The following is a 16,898-nucleotide window of genomic DNA, read 5'->3' on the forward strand; positions in this document are numbered from 1 at the left end:
CCGCCGTTGCGCCGCCGCCGGTGCGCCGGCCGGCGCAGGCCTACGTCCCGCCACCGCCGACAGCAGCGGCGCCGCTGCCGCCGCCCGTTGCCACCTCGCCGCAGTCCGTCGTGGCACCGCGACCGCTGCAATCACAGCAACAGCAGTCCAGTGTCGTTGATGCCGACGACAACGGCCCCGTGGTTCGTCCGCCGATGCCGCTGCGCTGACGATCCAACGGCCCGTCAAAAGAACAGCGGCCGATCGCAATCAAGCGATCGGCCGCTTTGTTTTCTCGGATACGAAATCAGGCGCTCTGTCCCGGCGGCAGCACCACCACGGTCGCGCCCGGCTTGACGTGCTGGTAGAGATCGATCACGTCCGCGTTGTTCATCCGGATGCAGCCCGACGAGATCGCCTGCCCGATATATTCGGGCTGGTTGGTGCCATGGATGCGATACAGCGTGTCCTTGTTGCCCTGGTACAAATAGATGCCGCGGGCGCCGAGCGGATTGGCCGGTCCACCGGCGACACGCTTCGGGTACGGACCAAGCCGCTGCTGGATATCCGCGGTCGGAACCCAGTCCGGCCACTCCGCCATGCGGCCAACCGTGGCCACGCCCGAGAAGGCCATCGCCTCCTCGCCGACCGCGACGCCGTAACGGATCGCCTTGCCGCCGGGCAGCACGTAATACAGGTAGCGCGCGTCGGTATCGACCAGGATCGAACCCGGCTGCTCCCGGCGCGTATACTCGACGATGTGACGCTGGAACTGATCCGGGATCTTGGCATCGGCATAGGGCGGATGCGCCAGCAATTGCCGATCGCGCGGCGTCATCGCGGCATCTGTCACCGGCGACAGCGTCGCCTGCATGCAGCCGCCAAGCGCGAGTGTCCCCACCAGCACGGCAGCAAGCCCCAACTTCGACACGATCATTCTCCCTGCGTTAACTTTCGCCAGATGCTGCCGAAATCGTGCTGAAATCGTGGCAGCGCAATATGGAACACATCGGTTTGATCGGTTCCTTCAGCGAGTGTGTCCTTCCGGTTGCAGTCGGTTCCCTTGGACGCTAGCTTGGTAAAAAAAGTCAAAGACATTGGGAGGAATTCCATGCGTTACGCACTGCTGCTGGGCGGACTGATTGTCGCAGCGTCTCCGGCTCACGCCGCCGATCCACGCGCGGCCTATGTCACGATGGTGCTGCAAGCCTTCGCCGCGAAGGTCGAGTGCCCCGGCACCGATCTCGTCTATCAGGACCTCGTGCAGCGCGCACAGGACATGCACCTGCCCGACGGCACCACCGAACAGGTGCGCAAGGCGATCGCCTACATGCACACCGGCGGCAAGATGGGCGAGAAGCAGTCGGACGACCTGATGACGGAAGTCGCGATCGCAACCCAGACCACCGACCTCGATCAACGCCGCATCGGCATGACGACCTGGTGCCACGACCAGAAGGCACGGCTCGCGGGCTACATCAGGACGAAGGAATAGCCGACTGGCGTGAGGAATCCGGCGCTCAGTATGGCGGCGCCTTGCGCGCCCGCTGCGCCTTGGCGGCCTCGATCCACCAGGTGAAGTCGTCGGCGAAGCGCGGAAAGGCGCGTTCGAGCGACTTGCCGCCCTCGCCGATCGGTTTGCCTTCGGCCGACAGGGTCTGCGCAATCGGCCCCGCGCTGATCGTGCTCGACACCACCACCATGCCCATCTCCGACAGCGTGCCGTGCCAGGCGGTGGCGGCACGCGCGCCGGCGAACCGCCCGGCGGAGTAGCTCGCGATCGCCGCGGGGCGCCAGAACCATTCCTCGAGGAAATGATCGGTCAGGTTCTTCAGCCCGGGCTGGATACCCCAATTGTACTCGCCGGTGACGAACAGGAAGCCGTCGGCGTCGCGGATCTTTCCGGCGAGCGTTTCGAGCACGGCCGGCGCCTGCCCCTTGGGATGTTCCTTGTACATCCGGTCGAGCATCGGCAGGCCGACCTCCTTGGCATCGATCAGCTCGACATCGTCGCCGCGGGCGCGCAGGCCCTCGACGACGAAATGCGCCAGGCGGATGCCCATGCGATCCGAACGGTAGGAGCCGTAGAACACGAGAATGCGGTGGGTCATGGTGCGACCATGGTAGCACGCCATCGTGACACCGTCGCGCTGCCCGCCCCAATCGACCGCGCTCCGCAGCGCGTCGTGAGGCAGAAGTTAACGGCGATCCGGCCGATTTTCCCAGGCATTAAGCAATTCGTCGCAGAGCGCACACCGCGGCCCAAAATCGCCCGATTCATTTCCTGGATAGACGTCTGCTTCGAGAAGGAGAACCCGACATGCGGATCGCAAAGCTGGTTTTCGCAGGCACGCTCGCAGCCATCGCTGCCACGGCCACGCCTGCGCTGGCGAAGAGCGCCGAGCGACAGAAAGCCGACGAGAAATCCAACGCCACCACATCGGCCGGCTGCCAGGCCTACCAGCAGGCCGCCGACGGCACCTGGAACCAGCTCCCGTGCGGCGAAGCCGGCGCCAACGGCGCGACCCAGCACCGCGCCGCGACCAAGGGCGCGGACGACGAGGAGCACTGAGCGTCACGCGCTGCTGTCCGCGCGCGCGGCCGGCAACGCCAGACCTTCAACTTTCGGATGATGATGATGGCCGCGACCACCGCGGCTCCGGCATCGTAAACCCAAGCTTAATGCGCCCCCGGTACGGTCGAGGCCTCTCCTTCCTCGTCAAGAAATGGCGCGCATCCCATGAAAATCGGTACTCTCCTGACGGCCGCGATCGTCTCGTTGTCCGCGGTCGGCGGCGGACTGGCGGCCTATGTCGCGGTCACCAAGTACCAGACCATGGACAAGGTCTCGACCGCGCAGAGCCGGCTCGAGATCGTTCGCGCCGTCGGCGATATCCCGCGCTACATGAACTCCGAGCGCGGCATGTCCACCAACCTGCTGTTTGGCACCGGCGCGATCGACCAGAAGCAGGTCGCTGATCTCGACAAGCTGCGCAAACTGACCGACGGCGCGCTCGCCAAGGTCAATCAGGTCCGCGCCACGCTGCCCGGCGCGCTCGACGATGGCGACGCGGTTGCCAGCGCGATCGATGCGCTGAAAGCCAAGTTCGCGGCACTCCGTGACGCCATCGAGAAGGCGATCGCGGGTCCGGTCGACGCACGCAAACCGGCGGCAGCCAAGATCGTCGCCGACAATTCCGTGTTCAATGCCGGCGTCACCACGCTGCTCGACGAACAGGTGCGCCGCCTCGCCGGCCTCGACGGCAACGCCTACCGCCAGGCCAGCTACGCCAATGTCGCCTGGACGCTGCGCGACATCGGCGGGCTCGACGCCAGCCTGCACAAGGCGGTGGTCGGCGCCAAGCGCGTCGCCACCGAGCCCGAGAAGATGGAACTCTATCGCTCGACCGGCCGGACCCAACAAATCCTCTCGACGCTGCAGGAGCTGCGCAACAATCCGGCGACGCCGGCAAACGTTTTGGCGGCGCTCGGCAAGATGCAGGCCGACTATGTCGAACGCTTCGGCAAGGCGCTGAAGCTCGCCAAGGACGGCGCAACCTCGGGCAAATACGAGCAGGACGTCGAGACCTACTATGCCGAGTCCCAGGTCGGCCTCGCCTCCATCGTCACCGTGCGTGACGCATTCTACGACAATGCCGAACAGGGCCTTGCCGCCGCCTATTCATCGGCGCGCTTCAGCTTCGTGGTGGCGCTGATCGGACTGCTCGCGGTGATCGCCGGCAGCGCCGGGCTGATCGTGATGGTCCGCCGCCGCATCCTCAACCCGATCGCCGCCCTCACCGGCCGCATGTCGCGTCTCGCTGCGGGCGAAGTCGCCGAAGCCATCCCCGGCGCCGCACGCAACGACGAGATCGGCGCGATGGCCGCCGCGGTTCAGGTGTTCAAGGACAACAAGATCGATGCCGATCGTCTCACCACCGAGAAGGAAGCCGAGAACGACGTCAAGATGCGGCGCGCCCGCGTGCTCGACGATCTGACCCGCGCCTTCGAGGCCAAGGTCACCGAACTGGTCGGCGGGTTGTCCGCGGCGTCATCTGTCATGGAGGACACGGCACAATCGATGTCGGCCACCGCCTCCGCCACCAATCGCCAGGCTGCCGTGGTGGCCGCCGCCTCGGATCAGACCTCGACCAATGTGCAGACGGTCGCCAGCGCGACCGAGGAGCTGACCTCCTCGATCTCGGAGATCGCCCGCCAGGTCGCGACCTCGACCGAGATCGCCGCGCGCGCCGTCGACCACGCCCGGCGCACCGGCGACACCGCGCGTTCGCTGGCCGAGGGCGCCCAGAAGATCGGTGACGTCGTGACCCTGATCCAGAGCATCGCGGCACAGACCAACCTGCTCGCGCTCAACGCCACCATCGAGGCAGCGCGCGCCGGCGAAGCCGGCCGCGGCTTTGCCGTCGTCGCCTCGGAGGTGAAATCGCTGGCCGGCCAGACCGCGAAGGCCACCACGGAGATTTCCGAGCAGATCACCGCGATCCAGACCGCGAGCGACGAGACCGTGACCGCGATCAGGAACGTGGTCGACGTCATCACCGAAATCGACCAGATCGGCACCGCGATCGCCGCTGCGATCGAGGAACAGGGCTCGGCGACCAAGGAGATCTCGCGCAGCGTTCAGGAAGCCGCCCGCGGCACCCAGGAGGTCAACGCCAACATCTCCGGCGTACAGCGCGCCGCCGACGACACCGGCGCGGCAGCAACCCAGGTGCTGGGTGCTGCCGAACAGCTCTCAACCCAGTCCAAGGACCTCGCCGGCCAGGTCAACCGCTTCCTCTCCGACGTCCGCGCGGCGTAGCCGCGAATCCGTAGGATGGATAGAGCGAAGCGAAACCCATCATCTCTCCGCGCCAATGCAATTGATGGGTTTCGCTTCGCTCTATCCATCCTACAATGACAGCGCGGGCATGAGGGCCGCGCAGCTCCCTAACCGCCGCGCAGGCCGAGCACCCGGCGCGCGATCGCCTGGCGATGAACCTCGCTCGGGCCTTCATAGACGCGCATCAGGCGGGCCTTCTGCCAAAGCGCGTTGAGCGGCAGTTCCAGCGTCACGCCAAGCGCGCCGAGCGTCTGCATGGCGTGGTCGCAGGCTTCATAGGCCATCTCGGTCGCGAACACCTTGATCATCGAGGCTTCGTGCCGGATGTCCTCGCCGCGATCGGTCTTGTCGGCGGCATCCCGCACCATCAGCCGGCAGGCATGCATCCGCGTCGAGATGTCGGCGATCCACCACTGGATCGCCTGGCGCTCGGCGAGCCTGACGCCGAAGGTCTCGCGCTGCTTGGCGTGCTCGCACATCATGTCGAGCGCGCGTTTGGTGATGCCGACGCAGGTCGATCCCATCTCGAGCCGCCGCGTGCGCAGGCGCAGCTGCATCGGCGCGTAGCCCTTGCCGACCTCGCCGAGCACCGAGGCCTTCGGGATGCGGCAATCCTCGAACACGATCTCATAGGTCGAGCCGCCGCCGACCATCGGGATCTCGCGCTCGATGATGAAGCCCGGCGTGCCCTTCTCGACGATGAAGGAGGTGATGCCGCCCTGGCGCTGATCGCTGCCGACCCGCGCCATCACGATGATGAAGTCGGCGGCGCGCGCATTGCTGATCCAGATCTTGCGGCCGTTCAGTACCCACTCTTCGCCTTCGAGCACCGCACGCGTCTTCATCCCGGCGGGATCGCCACCGGCGCCAGGCTCGGAGATCGCGATCGCCGATGCCATGCGGCCCTCGATATAGGGCTGCAGATATTTCTTCTTCTGCGCGTCGGTGCCGACCGCCTGCAACATGCGCAAATTCGGCGAGTCCGGCGGCAGCACGAACGGCACGCAGCTGCGGCCAAGCTCTTCATGCACCGCCGCCATGGTGCGCGTCGGCAAATCGTGGCCGCCGAGATCCTCCGGCGCATCGAGGCCCCAGAGCCCGAGTTCCTTCGAGACGTCGCGCAGCCGCTTGCGGTGTTCGGAGGTCAGCTCCGGATGATCGCTGCCGGGCAATTTCGATTTCAGATATTGCGGCTCCAGCGGGATCAGTTCGCGATCGACGAACTTCGCGACGGTCTCACGGATCATGGCTGTCTGTTCGTCATCGCTCATCTGGGATTCCTCGCCTGTGCTGTTTCGTTTCACAAAACCAGTAGCGTATTTTTCGTCGGCAAGAATAGCGGAAACGCCCGCTCGCGCTCACTGTCGCGCGATGGTTTCATGAGACGGAATTCAATATCCCGCCACGCGGTGAGCGGCAGCGAATTCGCGCGAGCAGTTCGCGCTTAGTCGGCAAAGCCGACGTAGCGGACGAAGTCGCTGTTGGCCTCGCGATCCGAGCGCACCGCATTGGCGGCAAAGCCGTCGTCGGGATAGCCCATCGCGACGCAGGTCATGATCACCTGGTCTTCAGGGATGTCGGCGACCTCGCGCACGATGTCGGAGCGCATGATGCCCTGGCCGTTGATCACGCTGCCGAGGCCGCGATCCCAGGCCGCCAGCACGATGCCGTAGCAGAGCGCGCCGAGATCGAAATGGCAGACCGCGCCGGGATCGAGGATCCGGTCGTAGGCCAGGACCAGCGAGACCGGGGCGTCGAACTGGCGGAAGCCGCGCAGCACCCAATCCTGTCGCATCGGCTTGTCGTCGCGGGCAATCCCCATCGCCCCGAACAGCTTCTTGGCGATATCGACCTGACGGCCACGGTGCACGCCTTGATACTCGCCATGGCTGACGATGTCGCGCTTGGCTTTGGCGCCGGCAATCATCTCCTCCATGTTGCGGCGGCGCACCTCTTCCAGCGGCGCCCCGGTCAGGACGTGGACATGCCAGGGCTGGGTGTTCATCGAGGACGGCGCGCGCTTGGCCACCTCGATGATCTCCTCGACGGTCGCCCGGGACACCGGTTGCTTCTTGAACCCGCGCACGCTTTTGCGTGTCTGTACCAGCGTCTCGAATTCCATCCCGCGCTTCCTCCATTTTGTTCCGCGCCGCACACGGAAATTTCTGGCGGCTATCCGGGTATTTTATAGACAAAATCAGCTGTGGGAACTTGATCGGACCAAGAATCCGATATCCAATCCGGCCACTGGTTTGGTTTAGGGAGAACCCAGATGAAGCGGATTTTCTTGGCGGCCGTGATCGCGACCTTTGCCGCCGGTTCGGCATTTGCGCAGGATGCCTCCTGCGAGACGAAGGCGGTCGGCAAGGACGGCAAGCCGCTGGCCGGCGCGGCCAAGACCTCGTTCATGAAGAAGTGCACCACCGACACCTGCGAGACCAAGGCGGTCGGCTCGGACGGCAAGAAGCTCGCCGGCGCGGCCAAGACCTCGTTCATGAAGAAGTGCCAGAGCGGCGCCTGATTCCCGTCGGGGTTTCCGGGTCCACTTATCGGCTCAGACCATTCGGGTCGCGCGAGGCGCGGCCCGAATGACGATTGATCAGGACTGAACGGACCCGGTCGGCCCGTCCGCCAGCGCTCAGAACGAGACGCCGACCCGCACGCCGCGGCTCCAGACCCGCCGGCAACGTTTCCTGGTATTGCCGTGAAATATTTCGAAGCGCTCCGGCAGTTGCACGGGCTTCTGAAATTCCAGGCAGGCCCCGCCGGCGGAATAGTCCACCAGCCGGCATTCGACCATGGGCGATTTCGGTTCAAGCTGGAGCTTGACCACGCTGGACACGCAACCTGTCGGTCGAACACGCGCAAATCGCCGGGGATGCATCACCGCTGCCCTTGGTGGAACCAGAGCGACAGGCTCGTCGGCCGCCGTTAAGATTCCGTTCAGGCCAATTGTTACGAAGTGTGTCCACTGGCGAGCGGATCGGTGCGCGCCGCGCCGGGGCGGCGCGCGGTGGCCAGCGTCTCGGACGGCGCCTCACCGAACTGCGACCGGTAGCTCCGCGAGAAATCGCTGAGGTGCCAGAACCCGTAGGCCAGCGCGCAGGCCTTGACGCTGGGCGCGCCGGCCAGGAGTTGCTGGCGCACCAGCCAGAGCCGACGCAGCCGCAAATAGCGATGCAGGCTGACGCCCCGGTAGCGCTGGATGGCGTCGTGCAGCGTGCGCACGGACACGCCGATCCGCCGTGCAAGTTCGCCGCTGTAGATCGGGTGAGCCACGTCGCCGGCGAGAATGGCGCGCGCATCGTTGAAGACCTTGAACTGACGCGTCGCGTTGGCGCGCGCCGTCCACTTCGCCGGCACGATCTCGGCGAAGGCATTGTCGATCGCGCCGAGCAGCGATTCCCTCATCGACATTCCCGTCGCGAATTCGCTGTCGGCAAGCTGCTGCGACGTGACGCGCAGAATCTCCCGGACCACCTCGCGCAACCGATCCTGCGCGCGTTGGGAGATCTCGTGAATGGTGAAGTTGAGATCCGTCTTCGGCCAGCCGCGGTCGACCACCGCGGGCGTGAAGACGACCGAGGCATATTTGCGGGGCGTCTCCTCCACCGAGGTATAGAACGCGCCGCCGCTGCCGAGCACGATCACGGCACGATCGCGCTCAACGCCGTTGAATCGCATCGGAGTGCCGTCGTCCATCGTGAAGCCGACCGCGGTGACGTGCGGCGCAAGCTGCGCGTCGACGATCCGCGGAAACGACTGGGTATAGTTGAGCTCGCACCCCGGCAAACTCAGGATGATCTGCTCGGCCGAAATCTTCCGCGCAAGTGGCGTGAAATCTACATCCAGGTCTCGGATCGAACTCCGGAATGCATCTACATCGTCAAAACGAAAGACTCTCGGCACCGGCAATGGCGCCGTCAAATGATTGCTCCCCTGAAATACTCTTTGAAATCTCTCTTCAGCGCGCTGAAAATATCCATGCACTAATTGCGAATCGTCCGATGAACGCGATTATCGAAACTGCGTTTCGCACGGTGGTCCGGGCAATCTGGCAAAGCGTCCCCGCTGCCGATTTTCGATAGTGATAGTAAGAATATCCACCACAACGAGTGGCACTCCCCATCAATATCTATACCCCTATTAAAGATTCTGGGAGCAGATTGATTACGGGGACAGTGAGGTTCTCCGTCGCGGAACATTTTAGGTACCGCAATGACCACTATTGCTTTGTCCGATCTTATTGCCGAACTCGACGATGTCTTGAAAGCAGGCTCGCCTGACCGCCGCACGCGCATGCTGCGGGAGGTGGCGGGGCTGTTTCTCGAAGACGCTCACCGCCTCAACGAGCATCATGTCGGGTTGTTCGACGACGTCCTGGTCCGCCTGACCGAGAGCGTCGAGCTGCGGACGCTCACCACGCTGAGCCGCTCGCTTGCCGACTTGCGCCTGGTTCCGCGGCAGCTGGCGCGTCGTCTCGCCAACCACGACGACGCCGATGTCGCAGCTCCGATCCTGCGGAAATGCGACTGCATCCCCGACAGCGACCTGATCGACATCGCCTGGATGCGCGCCGAGGAACATCTTTGCGCGATCGCCGGGCGAAAGACCGTCAATCCGGAACTCAGCGATATTCTGCTGATGCGCGGCGACAGCAGTGTCGTGCGCGTTCTCGCGAGCAATCCCGGCGCCGAAATGACCAGCGCCGGCCTTGCCATGATGGTCGACGCCTCGGAACGCGACGACAACATCGCAAGCGCGCTGATGACGCGCAGCGACCTGCCCCACCGCGTCGCTGCCGACCTCGTCATGCGGTCCACGCCGCGTCAGCAGGCCCGGCTGCTCAAGCTCGCACGCCCCGACATTCAGGACGCGATCCGCGCCGCCATCGATGCCAGCACCGCCCGCGCCGCCGTGAAGCCTCCAGCCACGATCGACTACACGGAGGCGCGGGCCACGGTCACGGCCCTGAATAAGTCCGGACAATTGAACGACTCGAGCGTCAACCGGTTCGCGATCCGGCGAGAGGTCCACAACGTCGCGGCGGCGCTGGCCCATCTCGCCACCGTTCCGATCGAGACCATCGCCCCATTGATGGAAGCCGCCGACATCAACGGGCTCGTCATCGCCTGCCGCGCCTCGCGGCTGAACTGGAACACGACGGCCGCCGTCGTCAGCTACCGGAAGGCCGGGCTGTCGGTCGTTCCGGAGGAACTCGAGCGCGCGCGGGAGATGTTTGAACGACTGCCGCTGTCGAACGCGCAGCGCACGATCCGGTTCGGCTCGCTGAGCGACCTCATGGCCAAGCCTGCCCAGGCGGCGCGAGGGGCGTGATGACGTATGGAGGCCGCAAGGCGGAGCGCGTCCGGCTCGAGACCCGTTATCCCGTCAATCTCATGGGGGTCGACGGCACGTGGCGGCGCAGCTGCATCCTGCTCGACGTCTCCCAGAGCGGCGCCCGGCTCGAGGTCGACGGGACGCTGGAGGTGTTGAAGGCCCAGGAGTTCTTCCTGATCCTGTCCTCGCGGGGCCTGGCGTTCCGCCGCTGCGAGCTGGTCCGTGTCGACGGCATCGAGATCGGAGTGAGATTCATCGAAGAGAAGAAGCGCAAGGGACGCGCCGTGGTCCCGAAATGAGGATTGGCAACGGTTGAGAGATCGACGACATGACCAGGCAGAGAGCAACGAATATCTCGGTATCGACAATTTCCACGGCGCCGCTGCGCGCGACCGTCGAGATCGACTGCCACGACTCCGTGGCGACGTTCGAGATCGACGAGGAACTCGCGCACCGCCTCTGCGCCGACCTTGAACGGTTTCTCACCCAGGTTCCGCGCCGAACCCGGATGACGCTGGTCAGGTAACCTCTCCGCCAAACAGATCGTCCGCCTCGATGCCGATCCATCTTGTTGCCGATACGCCGTCCAGGCTGTCCGATCTTCGCGGCCTGCTGGGACAGACGTTCGAGGTCACCTCAGAACTGCTTGCTGCCGCGCGGCTACGGGACGGCGATGTCGAGGCATTGGTGGTCAGCGCCGACCTCCGCCTGGTCGACAACATCGCCGCCTTGAAGGGGATCTCGACCAGGCTGAAGCGGATCCCGCGGCGCATCTTCATCATCGACCAGCGTACGCGCCTCGCGACGGTGCAGGCCTATGCGCTCGGCGCGACCGATGCGTTCTTCAGTCCGGTCAAGCCGTCGCAGCTTCTGGCCAGGCTTGTCGATATCGAAGCGCCGTCGATCGTTCCGGAGGAGTTGCCGTCGTCCGCCACGGAGGCGGCATCGGCGGGCGCGGCCAGCATCGCCGCGATGTTCTCGGCCGTCATCAACGGCTCGGCGATCGACGTCGCCGATGCCCGGCGCGCCGGCGCGGGGATCGCCGACAGCATCGCGGAGAATGGCCTCTCCGACTGGTTGACGACGGTCCGCCGCCACCACGAGGGCACCTACCAGCACTGCCTGCTGGTCACCGGCCTCGCGGTCGATTTCGGCATGAGCCTCGGCATGGGCAAACCTGACATCGAGCGGCTGCATTCGGCGGCGATGTTCCACGACATCGGCAAGGCGACGATTCCCCTCGCGGTGCTCGACAAGCCGGGGCGGCTCGACGACGCCGAGCGCGCGCTGATCGAGACCCATCCTGGCGCAGGCCATGACGCGCTGAAAGGCACGCCGGGCATCTCCGCGGAGGTGCTCGACGCGGTGCGGCACCATCACGAATATCTCGACGGCAGCGGCTATCCGGACGGGCTGTGCGCCGAAAGCATCCCGGATATCGTCCGCATCCTGACCATCTCGGACATCTTCGCCGCACTGATCGAGCACCGCACCTACAAGCCGACGATGTCGCGGGACAAGGCCTACGAGATTCTGCTCGACATGAAAGGCAAGCTCGAGCGACCGCTGGTCATGGCCTTCAGGGACGTCGCCTTGAACCGCTGAACCTGCTGCTTGACGCGCCACGCATTGCGGGGCGCTACTCCCGCTTGAAGCGATAGTCGAAGCGATCGACGTCGGCCGTGATCAGGCCAACCGTCGGGGTCGGAAAATGGATCGGCAGGATCAGCGTGTCGGTCCCGGCAACCGAGGTAAAGAATTTCCGGCGCGAGACCGCCGATTGCTTCGGATCCCAATCGGGCTTGGCCGACCATTCCGGTTCGCGGCACTGGATCGCGTGGTGCATCAGGTCGCCCGCGACCACCGCGCGCTGCCCCTTCGAGAAGATGTTGATGCAGCAGTGGCAGGGCGAATGGCCCGGCGTCGGCGTCAGCGTCACGGTATCGTCGAGCGCATAGTCGTCGTCGACCAGGAGCGCCTGCCCGGCCTCGACGATCGGCAGGCAATTGTCGCGAAACACCGTGCCGGGCGGATTGGCGCCCTTGGCGTTCTCGACCTCCCAGGCCGCATACTCGCCCTTGTGGAAGACGTACTTCGCGTTCGGGAAGGTCGGCACCCAGCGCCCGTCGCGCAGCGTCGTATTCCAGCCGGTGTGGTCGATATGCAGATGGGTGCAGAACACATAATCGATCTGCTCGAAGGATATGCCGAGCGCGAACAGCTCGTTGCGCCAGCGCTCCTTGCCCGGGAAATCGAACGGCGGCGGGTGCCCCTTGTCCTCGCCGGTGCAGGTGTCGACCAGGATGGTGTAGCGCGGCGTCCGCACCACGAAGGTCTGGTAGGTGATCACCATCATGCCGCGCGCGGCATCGAAGACCTCGGGCTCCATCGTCTTCAGATGATGCTTGAACACCGCGTCGTCATAGGTCGGGAAGAAATCCTGCGGCCGCCGCCACGGCCCTTCGCGCTCGATCACCGCGTCGATCGTGATGTCGCCGATCCTGATCTGTCTCATGCCGCTTCGCTCCCGATTTTTTCGAAGCGTAGCGGGCCATACCGGGCCTCACAAGCGGAGCACCACGCAGCACGCCATGCGGCTTTGCATTGCTGACGCGGCCCTCGTGCCGCAATTCATCCGGAATGTTGGCGATGCTGTCGGAATGACCAACCGCCTGATTCAGATCGCGCTGCTGACGATGCTGACAACCTTGCCGACTGTGGCAATGGCCGCCCCCGACACCGCTTTCTTTCCGAGCGCCGACGGCAAGACCGAGATCGTCGGCTATCTGTTCAAGCCGCAAACGCCGGGTCGGCATCCGGCGATCGTGCTGCTGCACGGCCGCGGCGGGCCCTATTCGACCAACGTCAACAGGGACTGCACGCTGGTGTCGCGGACCGATCCGTCCACGGACTGCAACGCGAATGGTCTGTCCAAGCGGCACATGATGTGGGGACAGTTTTGGGCGGATCACGGCTATGTCGCGCTGCTGCCGGACAGTTTCGGGCCGCGCGGCAAGGCTCACGGCTTCGGCCGCTTCACGCATGGCGATCCCGATCGCGTCGATGTGAACGAAAAAACCGTGCGACCGCTCGACGCCGAGGGCGCGCTGACCTGGCTGCGCAGCCAGAAGGACGTGATCGGAGATCGCATCTTCCTGCAAGGATGGTCGAACGGCGGCAGCACCGCGCTGAACGTGATGCAGCGGCAGGGTGCGGCGACGTCGGGCTATCGCGCCGCGCTGGTGTTCTATCCGGGCTGCGGACCGGCGGCGCTGCTGGCACAGACGCTGGAATCGGCGGCGCCGATCACCATGCTGCTCGGTGCGGACGACGAGGAAGTATCGCCCGCGCGATGCCAGGACGTCGCCCATCGCTCGATCGCGACCGGCAGCAAGATCGATGTCGTGGTCTATCCGGGCGCGACCCACGACTTCGACGATCCCGGCCGCAGCCGCCAGTCGAACCCGGCCAACAGCGCCGCGCTCAAGGATGCGATGGTGCGGGCGATTGCCGCAGTCGACGGCGCGAAGGATTAGCCGCCGCAAAGCGACCATAAACATTGCTGCGGCCTCGTGCTGTCATCTCGCCGTGATAGATACGGCCCGACTCAATCAGCTCGCAGTAACGAGGATCCAATCCGTGACCGAATCCAACCCGCCCCGCCCCAAGATTGCCGAAACCGTCATCGAGCCGACGGTTAAACTGCGGGAAGTCAAGGTCGGACGTTGCTGCGAGATCCTCGGCGACACTGCGATCGAATATACCGAACTCGGCGATTACTCGTATCTCGGCAGCGGCTGCATCGTCGCCGACGCCGTAATCGGCCGATTCTGCGCGATCGCGGCACAGGTCCGGATCGGCGCGCCCAATCACCCGCTCGAGCGCCCGTCGCAGCATCGTTTCACCTACTGCCCGGAATACTACACCGACACTGCCGAGCGGGATCGCGACTTCTTCAGAAATCGGCGCGCCGATCGCGTGGTGATCGGAAACGATGTCTGGATCGGCCACGGCGTGATCGTGTTGCCCGGCGTCACCGTCGGCGACGGCGCGGTGCTTGCGGCTGGTGCGGTGGTCTCGCGCGACGTTGCGCCGTACACGATCGTCGGCGGCGTGCCGGCCCGGCCGATCAAGGAGCGCTTCAGCCGCAAGATCGCAGCCGAGCTGTCGCAGATCGCCTGGTGGAACTGGCCGCCGGAGACGATCTGGGAACGCCTTCCCGAATTCCAGTCCGGCGACGTCGAGGCGTTTTGCGCGCGCTGGCGGGCTTGAGCTAGCTCCGCAACCCCGGCGCTTCCTGACCGGTGCGGGCGACGTATTCGGTGTAGCCGCCGCCATATTGATGGATGCCGTCGGGCGTCAGCTCCAGCACGCGGTTGGAGAGCGCGGCGAGGAAATGCCGATCGTGCGACACGAACAGCATGGTGCCCTCGAACTCAGAGAGCGCATTGATCAGCATCTCCTTGGTGGCGAGATCGAGATGGTTGGTCGGCTCGTCCAGCACCAGGAAGTTCGGCGGATCGAACAGCATCTTGGCCATCACCAGCCGCGCCTTCTCGCCGCCCGACAGCACCCGGCACTTCTTCTCGACGTCGTCGCCCGAGAAGCCGAAGCAGCCGGCGAGCGCGCGCAGCGAGCCTTGCCCGGCTTGCGGAAACGCATCCTCCAGTGACTGGAACACGGTGCGTTCGCCGTCGAGCAGATCCATCGCATGCTGTGCGAAATAGCCCATCTTGACACTGCCGCCGACCGTCACCGCGCCGTTATCAGGCTCGGTCGAGCCGGCCACCAGCTTCAACAGCGTCGACTTGCCGGCGCCATTGATGCCCATCACGCACCAGCGCTCCTTGCGACGGATCATGAAGTCGAGCCCGTCATAGATGCGCTTGCTGCCATAGGCCTTGTGCACGTTCTTCAGGCTGGCGACGTCCTCGCCCGAGCGCGGCGCCGGCTGGAATTCGAATGCCACGGTCTGACGCCGCCGCGGCGGCTCGACCCGCTCGATCTTGTCGAGCTTCTTGACCCGGCTCTGCACCTGGGCGGCGTGCGAGGCGCGCGCCTTGAAGCGCTCGATGAACTTGATCTCCTTGGCGAGCATCGCCTGCTGCCGCTCGAACTGCGCCTGCTGCTGCTTGTCGGACAGCGCTCGCTGCTGCTCGTAGAATTCGTAATTGCCGGAATAGCTGGTGAGCTGGCCGCCGTCGATCTCGACCACCTTGTTGATGATGCGGTTGATGAACTCGCGGTCATGCGAGGTCATCAGCAGCGCGCCCTCATAGCCCTTCAGGAATTGCTCGAGCCAGATCAGGCTTTCCAGATCGAGATGGTTGCTCGGCTCGTCGAGCAACATCACGTCGGGCCGCATCAACAGGATGCGCGCCAGTGCCACCCGCATCTTCCAGCCGCCCGAGAGCTTGCCGACGTCGCCGTCCATCATCTCCTGGCTGAAGCCGAGGCCGGACAGCGCCTCGCGCGCGCGGCCGTCGAGCGCATAGCCATCCAATTCCTCGAAGCGGTGCTGCACCTCGCCGTAGCGCGCGATGATGTCGTCCATCTCGTCGGCCTTGTCAGGGTCGGCCATCGCGGCCTCCAGTTCCCTGAGCTCGGCTGCGACCTCGCTGACGGGCCCTGCCCCGTCCATCACCTCGGCGACCGCGCTGCGGCCACTCATCTCGCCGACATCCTGGCTGAAGTAGCCGATCGAGATGCCGCGATCGAGCGAGACCTGGCCTTCATCCGGGATTTCCCGGCCGGAGATCATACGGAACAGCGTGGTTTTGCCGGCGCCGTTCGGGCCGACAAGGCCGATCTTTTCGCCCTTCTGGAGCGCCGCGGAGGCTTCGATGAAGAGAATCTGGTGGCCGACTTGCTTGGAAACGTTATCGAGGCGGATCATTCGAATTCTGGGGGATTGAGGGTTTGCGGCCTCTTATTCGATCTCGGACCCGGGTGGAAGCCCATTCCCATGGGTTTGGTGCCGTGCGCCATGCATGCCACGATTGCTGCCGGTGGAATATGACAGGAAACCCTTCGGCGATCGATTTGAGGCATCACATGCAAGTCTGGCTTCTCTATCTCCTCGCGCTCGGCGCCGGCATCAGCGTCGCCACGCAGCAGGTCCTCAACGGCAATCTCAGGTCCGCGCTCAACTCGCCGGCTTGGGCTGGCCTCGTCAGCTATCTCGGCGGGTTGCTGACGATGGCGGTCGTGCTGGTCGCAACGCGCGAGCCGATGCCCTCCTGGAAACTCGTGACCGCCGTGCCCTGGTGGGCGTGGAGCGGCGGCGTGCTCGGTGGCGTGTTCATCCTGCTGATGATCCTGCTATTGCCCTCGCTCGGCGCCGCGACCTTGCTGGCGCTGGTGGTCGCGGGCCAGATGACCGCGGGCATCGCGATGGATCATTTTGGCCTGTTCGGGCTGACGCAGCATCCGGTGTCGATCTCGCGACTGGCGGGCATCGCGCTGATCATCGGAGGCGTGCTTCTGATCAAGGACTGAGGCCATCGAGAGGCCCATCAACACGAATGATTCCCTGAATGAGAAAGCGTCGCTGAATGCGGCGCCGTATGACGAGATGACGCAACCACCTCGGTCATCTCGAAGTGTGGACAGCGGCCGATTCGTCACTTAGCTGTAGGCGCCCGCTCGCGTTGTGCTGCGTCGCGCGAGATCTACACTCCCTGTTCACCACTCTCCAGTTCATTGCGTCCAAGCATTTGCGCATTCCGCTAATGTT

At 64.8% G+C, this 16,898-nt stretch carries 20 protein-coding genes and 1 pseudogene; 12 read left to right on the forward strand and 9 right to left on the reverse strand.

What is annotated here, in order from left to right; translation table 11 throughout:
* Positions 1 to 209, forward strand: a pseudogene (locus B2W55_RS10540) (hypothetical protein); the annotation flags it as partial.
* A gap of 77 nt (positions 210 to 286) precedes the next feature.
* Here the strand turns inward: B2W55_RS10540 and B2W55_RS10545 are convergent.
* Positions 287 to 916 carry a L,D-transpeptidase gene (locus tag B2W55_RS10545; RefSeq protein WP_244442100.1) on the reverse strand — a complete coding sequence of 210 codons (630 nt, stop codon included), beginning with the start codon at positions 914 to 916 and terminating at the stop codon, positions 287 to 289.
* Between the two features lie 174 nt (positions 917 to 1,090).
* Here B2W55_RS10545 and B2W55_RS10550 point away from each other — a divergent pair, with 174 nt between their 5' ends.
* Positions 1,091 to 1,474 carry a hypothetical protein gene (locus tag B2W55_RS10550; RefSeq protein WP_024578506.1) on the forward strand — a complete coding sequence of 128 codons (384 nt, stop codon included), beginning with the start codon at positions 1,091 to 1,093 and terminating at the stop codon, positions 1,472 to 1,474.
* A 25-nt stretch (positions 1,475 to 1,499) separates the two neighbouring features.
* Here the strand turns inward: B2W55_RS10550 and B2W55_RS10555 are convergent, their stop codons facing one another.
* Entirely contained in the window at positions 1,500 to 2,090 is a 591-nt protein-coding gene (locus B2W55_RS10555; RefSeq protein ID WP_024578507.1) for an NADPH-dependent FMN reductase, read from the reverse strand.
* A gap of 209 nt (positions 2,091 to 2,299) precedes the next feature.
* On the opposite strand from B2W55_RS10555, the gene B2W55_RS10560 reads away from it, so the two are divergent.
* Positions 2,300 to 2,551, forward strand: coding sequence for a hypothetical protein (locus tag B2W55_RS10560; protein ID WP_024578508.1), 252 nt, complete (start codon positions 2,300 to 2,302; stop codon positions 2,549 to 2,551).
* 168 nt (positions 2,552 to 2,719) lie between these two features.
* Entirely contained in the window at positions 2,720 to 4,801 is a 2,082-nt protein-coding gene (locus tag B2W55_RS10565; RefSeq protein WP_024578509.1) for a methyl-accepting chemotaxis protein, read from the forward strand.
* A 128-nt stretch (positions 4,802 to 4,929) separates the two neighbouring features.
* Here the strand turns inward: B2W55_RS10565 and B2W55_RS10570 are convergent, their stop codons facing one another.
* Positions 4,930 to 6,093 carry an acyl-CoA dehydrogenase family protein gene (locus tag B2W55_RS10570; protein ID WP_024581564.1) on the reverse strand — a complete coding sequence of 388 codons (1,164 nt, stop codon included), beginning with the start codon at positions 6,091 to 6,093 and terminating at the stop codon, positions 4,930 to 4,932.
* A 173-nt stretch (positions 6,094 to 6,266) separates the two neighbouring features.
* Positions 6,267 to 6,944, reverse strand: a complete 678-nt coding sequence (locus B2W55_RS10575; protein WP_024581563.1) for a nitroreductase — start codon at positions 6,942 to 6,944, stop codon at positions 6,267 to 6,269.
* A 150-nt stretch (positions 6,945 to 7,094) separates the two neighbouring features.
* Between B2W55_RS10575 and B2W55_RS10580 the strand changes: the two genes are divergently transcribed.
* Complete coding sequence (locus tag B2W55_RS10580; protein ID WP_024581562.1) at positions 7,095 to 7,343, forward strand: hypothetical protein; 249 nt, start codon at positions 7,095 to 7,097, stop codon at positions 7,341 to 7,343.
* 117 nt (positions 7,344 to 7,460) lie between these two features.
* Here the strand turns inward: B2W55_RS10580 and B2W55_RS10585 are convergent, their stop codons facing one another.
* From B2W55_RS10585 to B2W55_RS10595, 3 genes are all read right to left on the reverse strand, one after another.
* Complete coding sequence (locus B2W55_RS10585) at positions 7,461 to 7,706, reverse strand: PilZ domain-containing protein (RefSeq protein WP_024581561.1); 246 nt, start codon at positions 7,704 to 7,706, stop codon at positions 7,461 to 7,463.
* Between the two features lie 71 nt (positions 7,707 to 7,777).
* Entirely contained in the window at positions 7,778 to 8,473 is a 696-nt protein-coding gene (locus tag B2W55_RS10590; protein ID WP_311538609.1) for a helix-turn-helix domain-containing protein, read from the reverse strand.
* Positions 8,474 to 9,028: 555 nt separating this feature from the next.
* Positions 9,029 to 9,409 (reverse strand): hypothetical protein, encoded by a 381-nt coding sequence (locus B2W55_RS10595; RefSeq protein ID WP_244442221.1) that lies wholly within the window; start codon positions 9,407 to 9,409, stop codon positions 9,029 to 9,031.
* On the opposite strand from B2W55_RS10595, the gene B2W55_RS10600 reads away from it, so the two are divergent.
* The 4 genes from B2W55_RS10600 to B2W55_RS10615 are packed head-to-tail and all read left to right on the forward strand — an operon-like array spanning position 9,383 to position 11,767.
* Complete coding sequence (locus B2W55_RS10600; protein ID WP_291532222.1) at positions 9,383 to 10,159, forward strand: DUF2336 domain-containing protein; 777 nt, start codon at positions 9,383 to 9,385, stop codon at positions 10,157 to 10,159. The two genes, B2W55_RS10595 and B2W55_RS10600, sit on opposite strands and share 27 nt — an antisense overlap.
* Positions 10,159 to 10,461: a PilZ domain-containing protein gene (locus B2W55_RS10605; RefSeq protein ID WP_024581558.1), complete on the forward strand. Its 303-nt coding sequence runs from the start codon at positions 10,159 to 10,161 to the stop codon at positions 10,459 to 10,461. The genes B2W55_RS10600 and B2W55_RS10605 overlap by 1 nt, the downstream gene beginning before the upstream one ends.
* A 29-nt stretch (positions 10,462 to 10,490) precedes the next feature.
* Positions 10,491 to 10,688, forward strand: a complete 198-nt coding sequence (locus B2W55_RS10610; protein WP_024581557.1) for a hypothetical protein — start codon at positions 10,491 to 10,493, stop codon at positions 10,686 to 10,688.
* Between the two features lie 29 nt (positions 10,689 to 10,717).
* Complete coding sequence (locus B2W55_RS10615; protein WP_024581556.1) at positions 10,718 to 11,767, forward strand: HD-GYP domain-containing protein; 1,050 nt, start codon at positions 10,718 to 10,720, stop codon at positions 11,765 to 11,767.
* 34 nt (positions 11,768 to 11,801) lie between these two features.
* On the opposite strand, the gene B2W55_RS10620 is transcribed toward B2W55_RS10615, so the two are convergent.
* A complete protein-coding gene (locus B2W55_RS10620) occupies positions 11,802 to 12,677 on the reverse strand; it encodes an MBL fold metallo-hydrolase (RefSeq protein ID WP_024581555.1) in 876 nt (291 codons plus the stop codon).
* 145 nt (positions 12,678 to 12,822) lie between these two features.
* Here B2W55_RS10620 and B2W55_RS10625 point away from each other — a divergent pair, with 145 nt between their 5' ends.
* Positions 12,823 to 13,698, forward strand: a complete 876-nt coding sequence (locus B2W55_RS10625) for a dienelactone hydrolase family protein (protein ID WP_081725948.1) — start codon at positions 12,823 to 12,825, stop codon at positions 13,696 to 13,698.
* A gap of 103 nt (positions 13,699 to 13,801) precedes the next feature.
* On the forward strand, positions 13,802 to 14,434 hold the full coding sequence (locus tag B2W55_RS10630) for a DapH/DapD/GlmU-related protein (protein WP_029879149.1): 633 nt from the start codon (positions 13,802 to 13,804) through the stop codon (positions 14,432 to 14,434).
* Position 14,435: 1 nt separating this feature from the next.
* Here the strand turns inward: B2W55_RS10630 and B2W55_RS10635 are convergent, their stop codons facing one another.
* On the reverse strand, positions 14,436 to 16,058 hold the full coding sequence (locus B2W55_RS10635; RefSeq protein WP_024581552.1) for an ABC-F family ATP-binding cassette domain-containing protein: 1,623 nt from the start codon (positions 16,056 to 16,058) through the stop codon (positions 14,436 to 14,438).
* Between the two features lie 158 nt (positions 16,059 to 16,216).
* Between B2W55_RS10635 and B2W55_RS10640 the strand changes: the two genes are divergently transcribed.
* Positions 16,217 to 16,660: a DMT family transporter gene (locus B2W55_RS10640; RefSeq protein WP_024581551.1), complete on the forward strand. Its 444-nt coding sequence runs from the start codon at positions 16,217 to 16,219 to the stop codon at positions 16,658 to 16,660.
* Positions 16,661 to 16,898: the final 238 nt, after the last annotated feature.

This window comes from Bradyrhizobium sp. UBA2491, from assembly GCF_002341725.1.
GTDB lineage: Bacteria > Pseudomonadota > Alphaproteobacteria > Rhizobiales > Xanthobacteraceae > Bradyrhizobium.

Bases quoted from the DNA above. Each gene is read 5' to 3' on its own strand.
- B2W55_RS10580 (WP_024581562.1), top strand. From the start codon at position 7,095: ATGAAGCGGATTTTCTTGGCGGCCGTGATCGCGACCTTTGCCGCCGGT.
- B2W55_RS10615 (WP_024581556.1), top strand. From the start codon at position 10,718: ATGCCGATCCATCTTGTTGCCGATACGCCGTCCAGGCTGTCCGATCTT.
- B2W55_RS10625 (WP_081725948.1), top strand. From the start codon at position 12,823: ATGACCAACCGCCTGATTCAGATCGCGCTGCTGACGATGCTGACAACC.
- B2W55_RS10550 (WP_024578506.1), top strand. From the start codon at position 1,091: ATGCGTTACGCACTGCTGCTGGGCGGACTGATTGTCGCAGCGTCTCCG.
- B2W55_RS10605 (WP_024581558.1), top strand. From the start codon at position 10,159: ATGACGTATGGAGGCCGCAAGGCGGAGCGCGTCCGGCTCGAGACCCGT.
- B2W55_RS10570 (WP_024581564.1), bottom strand. From the start codon at position 6,093: ATGAGCGATGACGAACAGACAGCCATGATCCGTGAGACCGTCGCGAAG.
- B2W55_RS10620 (WP_024581555.1), bottom strand. From the start codon at position 12,677: ATGAGACAGATCAGGATCGGCGACATCACGATCGACGCGGTGATCGAG.
- B2W55_RS10575 (WP_024581563.1), bottom strand. From the start codon at position 6,944: ATGGAATTCGAGACGCTGGTACAGACACGCAAAAGCGTGCGCGGGTTC.
- B2W55_RS10610 (WP_024581557.1), top strand. From the start codon at position 10,491: ATGACCAGGCAGAGAGCAACGAATATCTCGGTATCGACAATTTCCACG.
- B2W55_RS10585 (WP_024581561.1), bottom strand. From the start codon at position 7,706: ATGCATCCCCGGCGATTTGCGCGTGTTCGACCGACAGGTTGCGTGTCC.
- B2W55_RS10640 (WP_024581551.1), top strand. From the start codon at position 16,217: ATGCAAGTCTGGCTTCTCTATCTCCTCGCGCTCGGCGCCGGCATCAGC.
- B2W55_RS10560 (WP_024578508.1), top strand. From the start codon at position 2,300: ATGCGGATCGCAAAGCTGGTTTTCGCAGGCACGCTCGCAGCCATCGCT.
- B2W55_RS10635 (WP_024581552.1), bottom strand. From the start codon at position 16,058: ATGATCCGCCTCGATAACGTTTCCAAGCAAGTCGGCCACCAGATTCTC.
- B2W55_RS10565 (WP_024578509.1), top strand. From the start codon at position 2,720: ATGAAAATCGGTACTCTCCTGACGGCCGCGATCGTCTCGTTGTCCGCG.
- B2W55_RS10555 (WP_024578507.1), bottom strand. From the start codon at position 2,090: ATGACCCACCGCATTCTCGTGTTCTACGGCTCCTACCGTTCGGATCGC.
- B2W55_RS10545 (WP_244442100.1), bottom strand. From the start codon at position 916: ATGATCGTGTCGAAGTTGGGGCTTGCTGCCGTGCTGGTGGGGACACTC.
- B2W55_RS10595 (WP_244442221.1), bottom strand. From the start codon at position 9,409: ATGTTCCTCGGCGCGCATCCAGGCGATGTCGATCAGGTCGCTGTCGGG.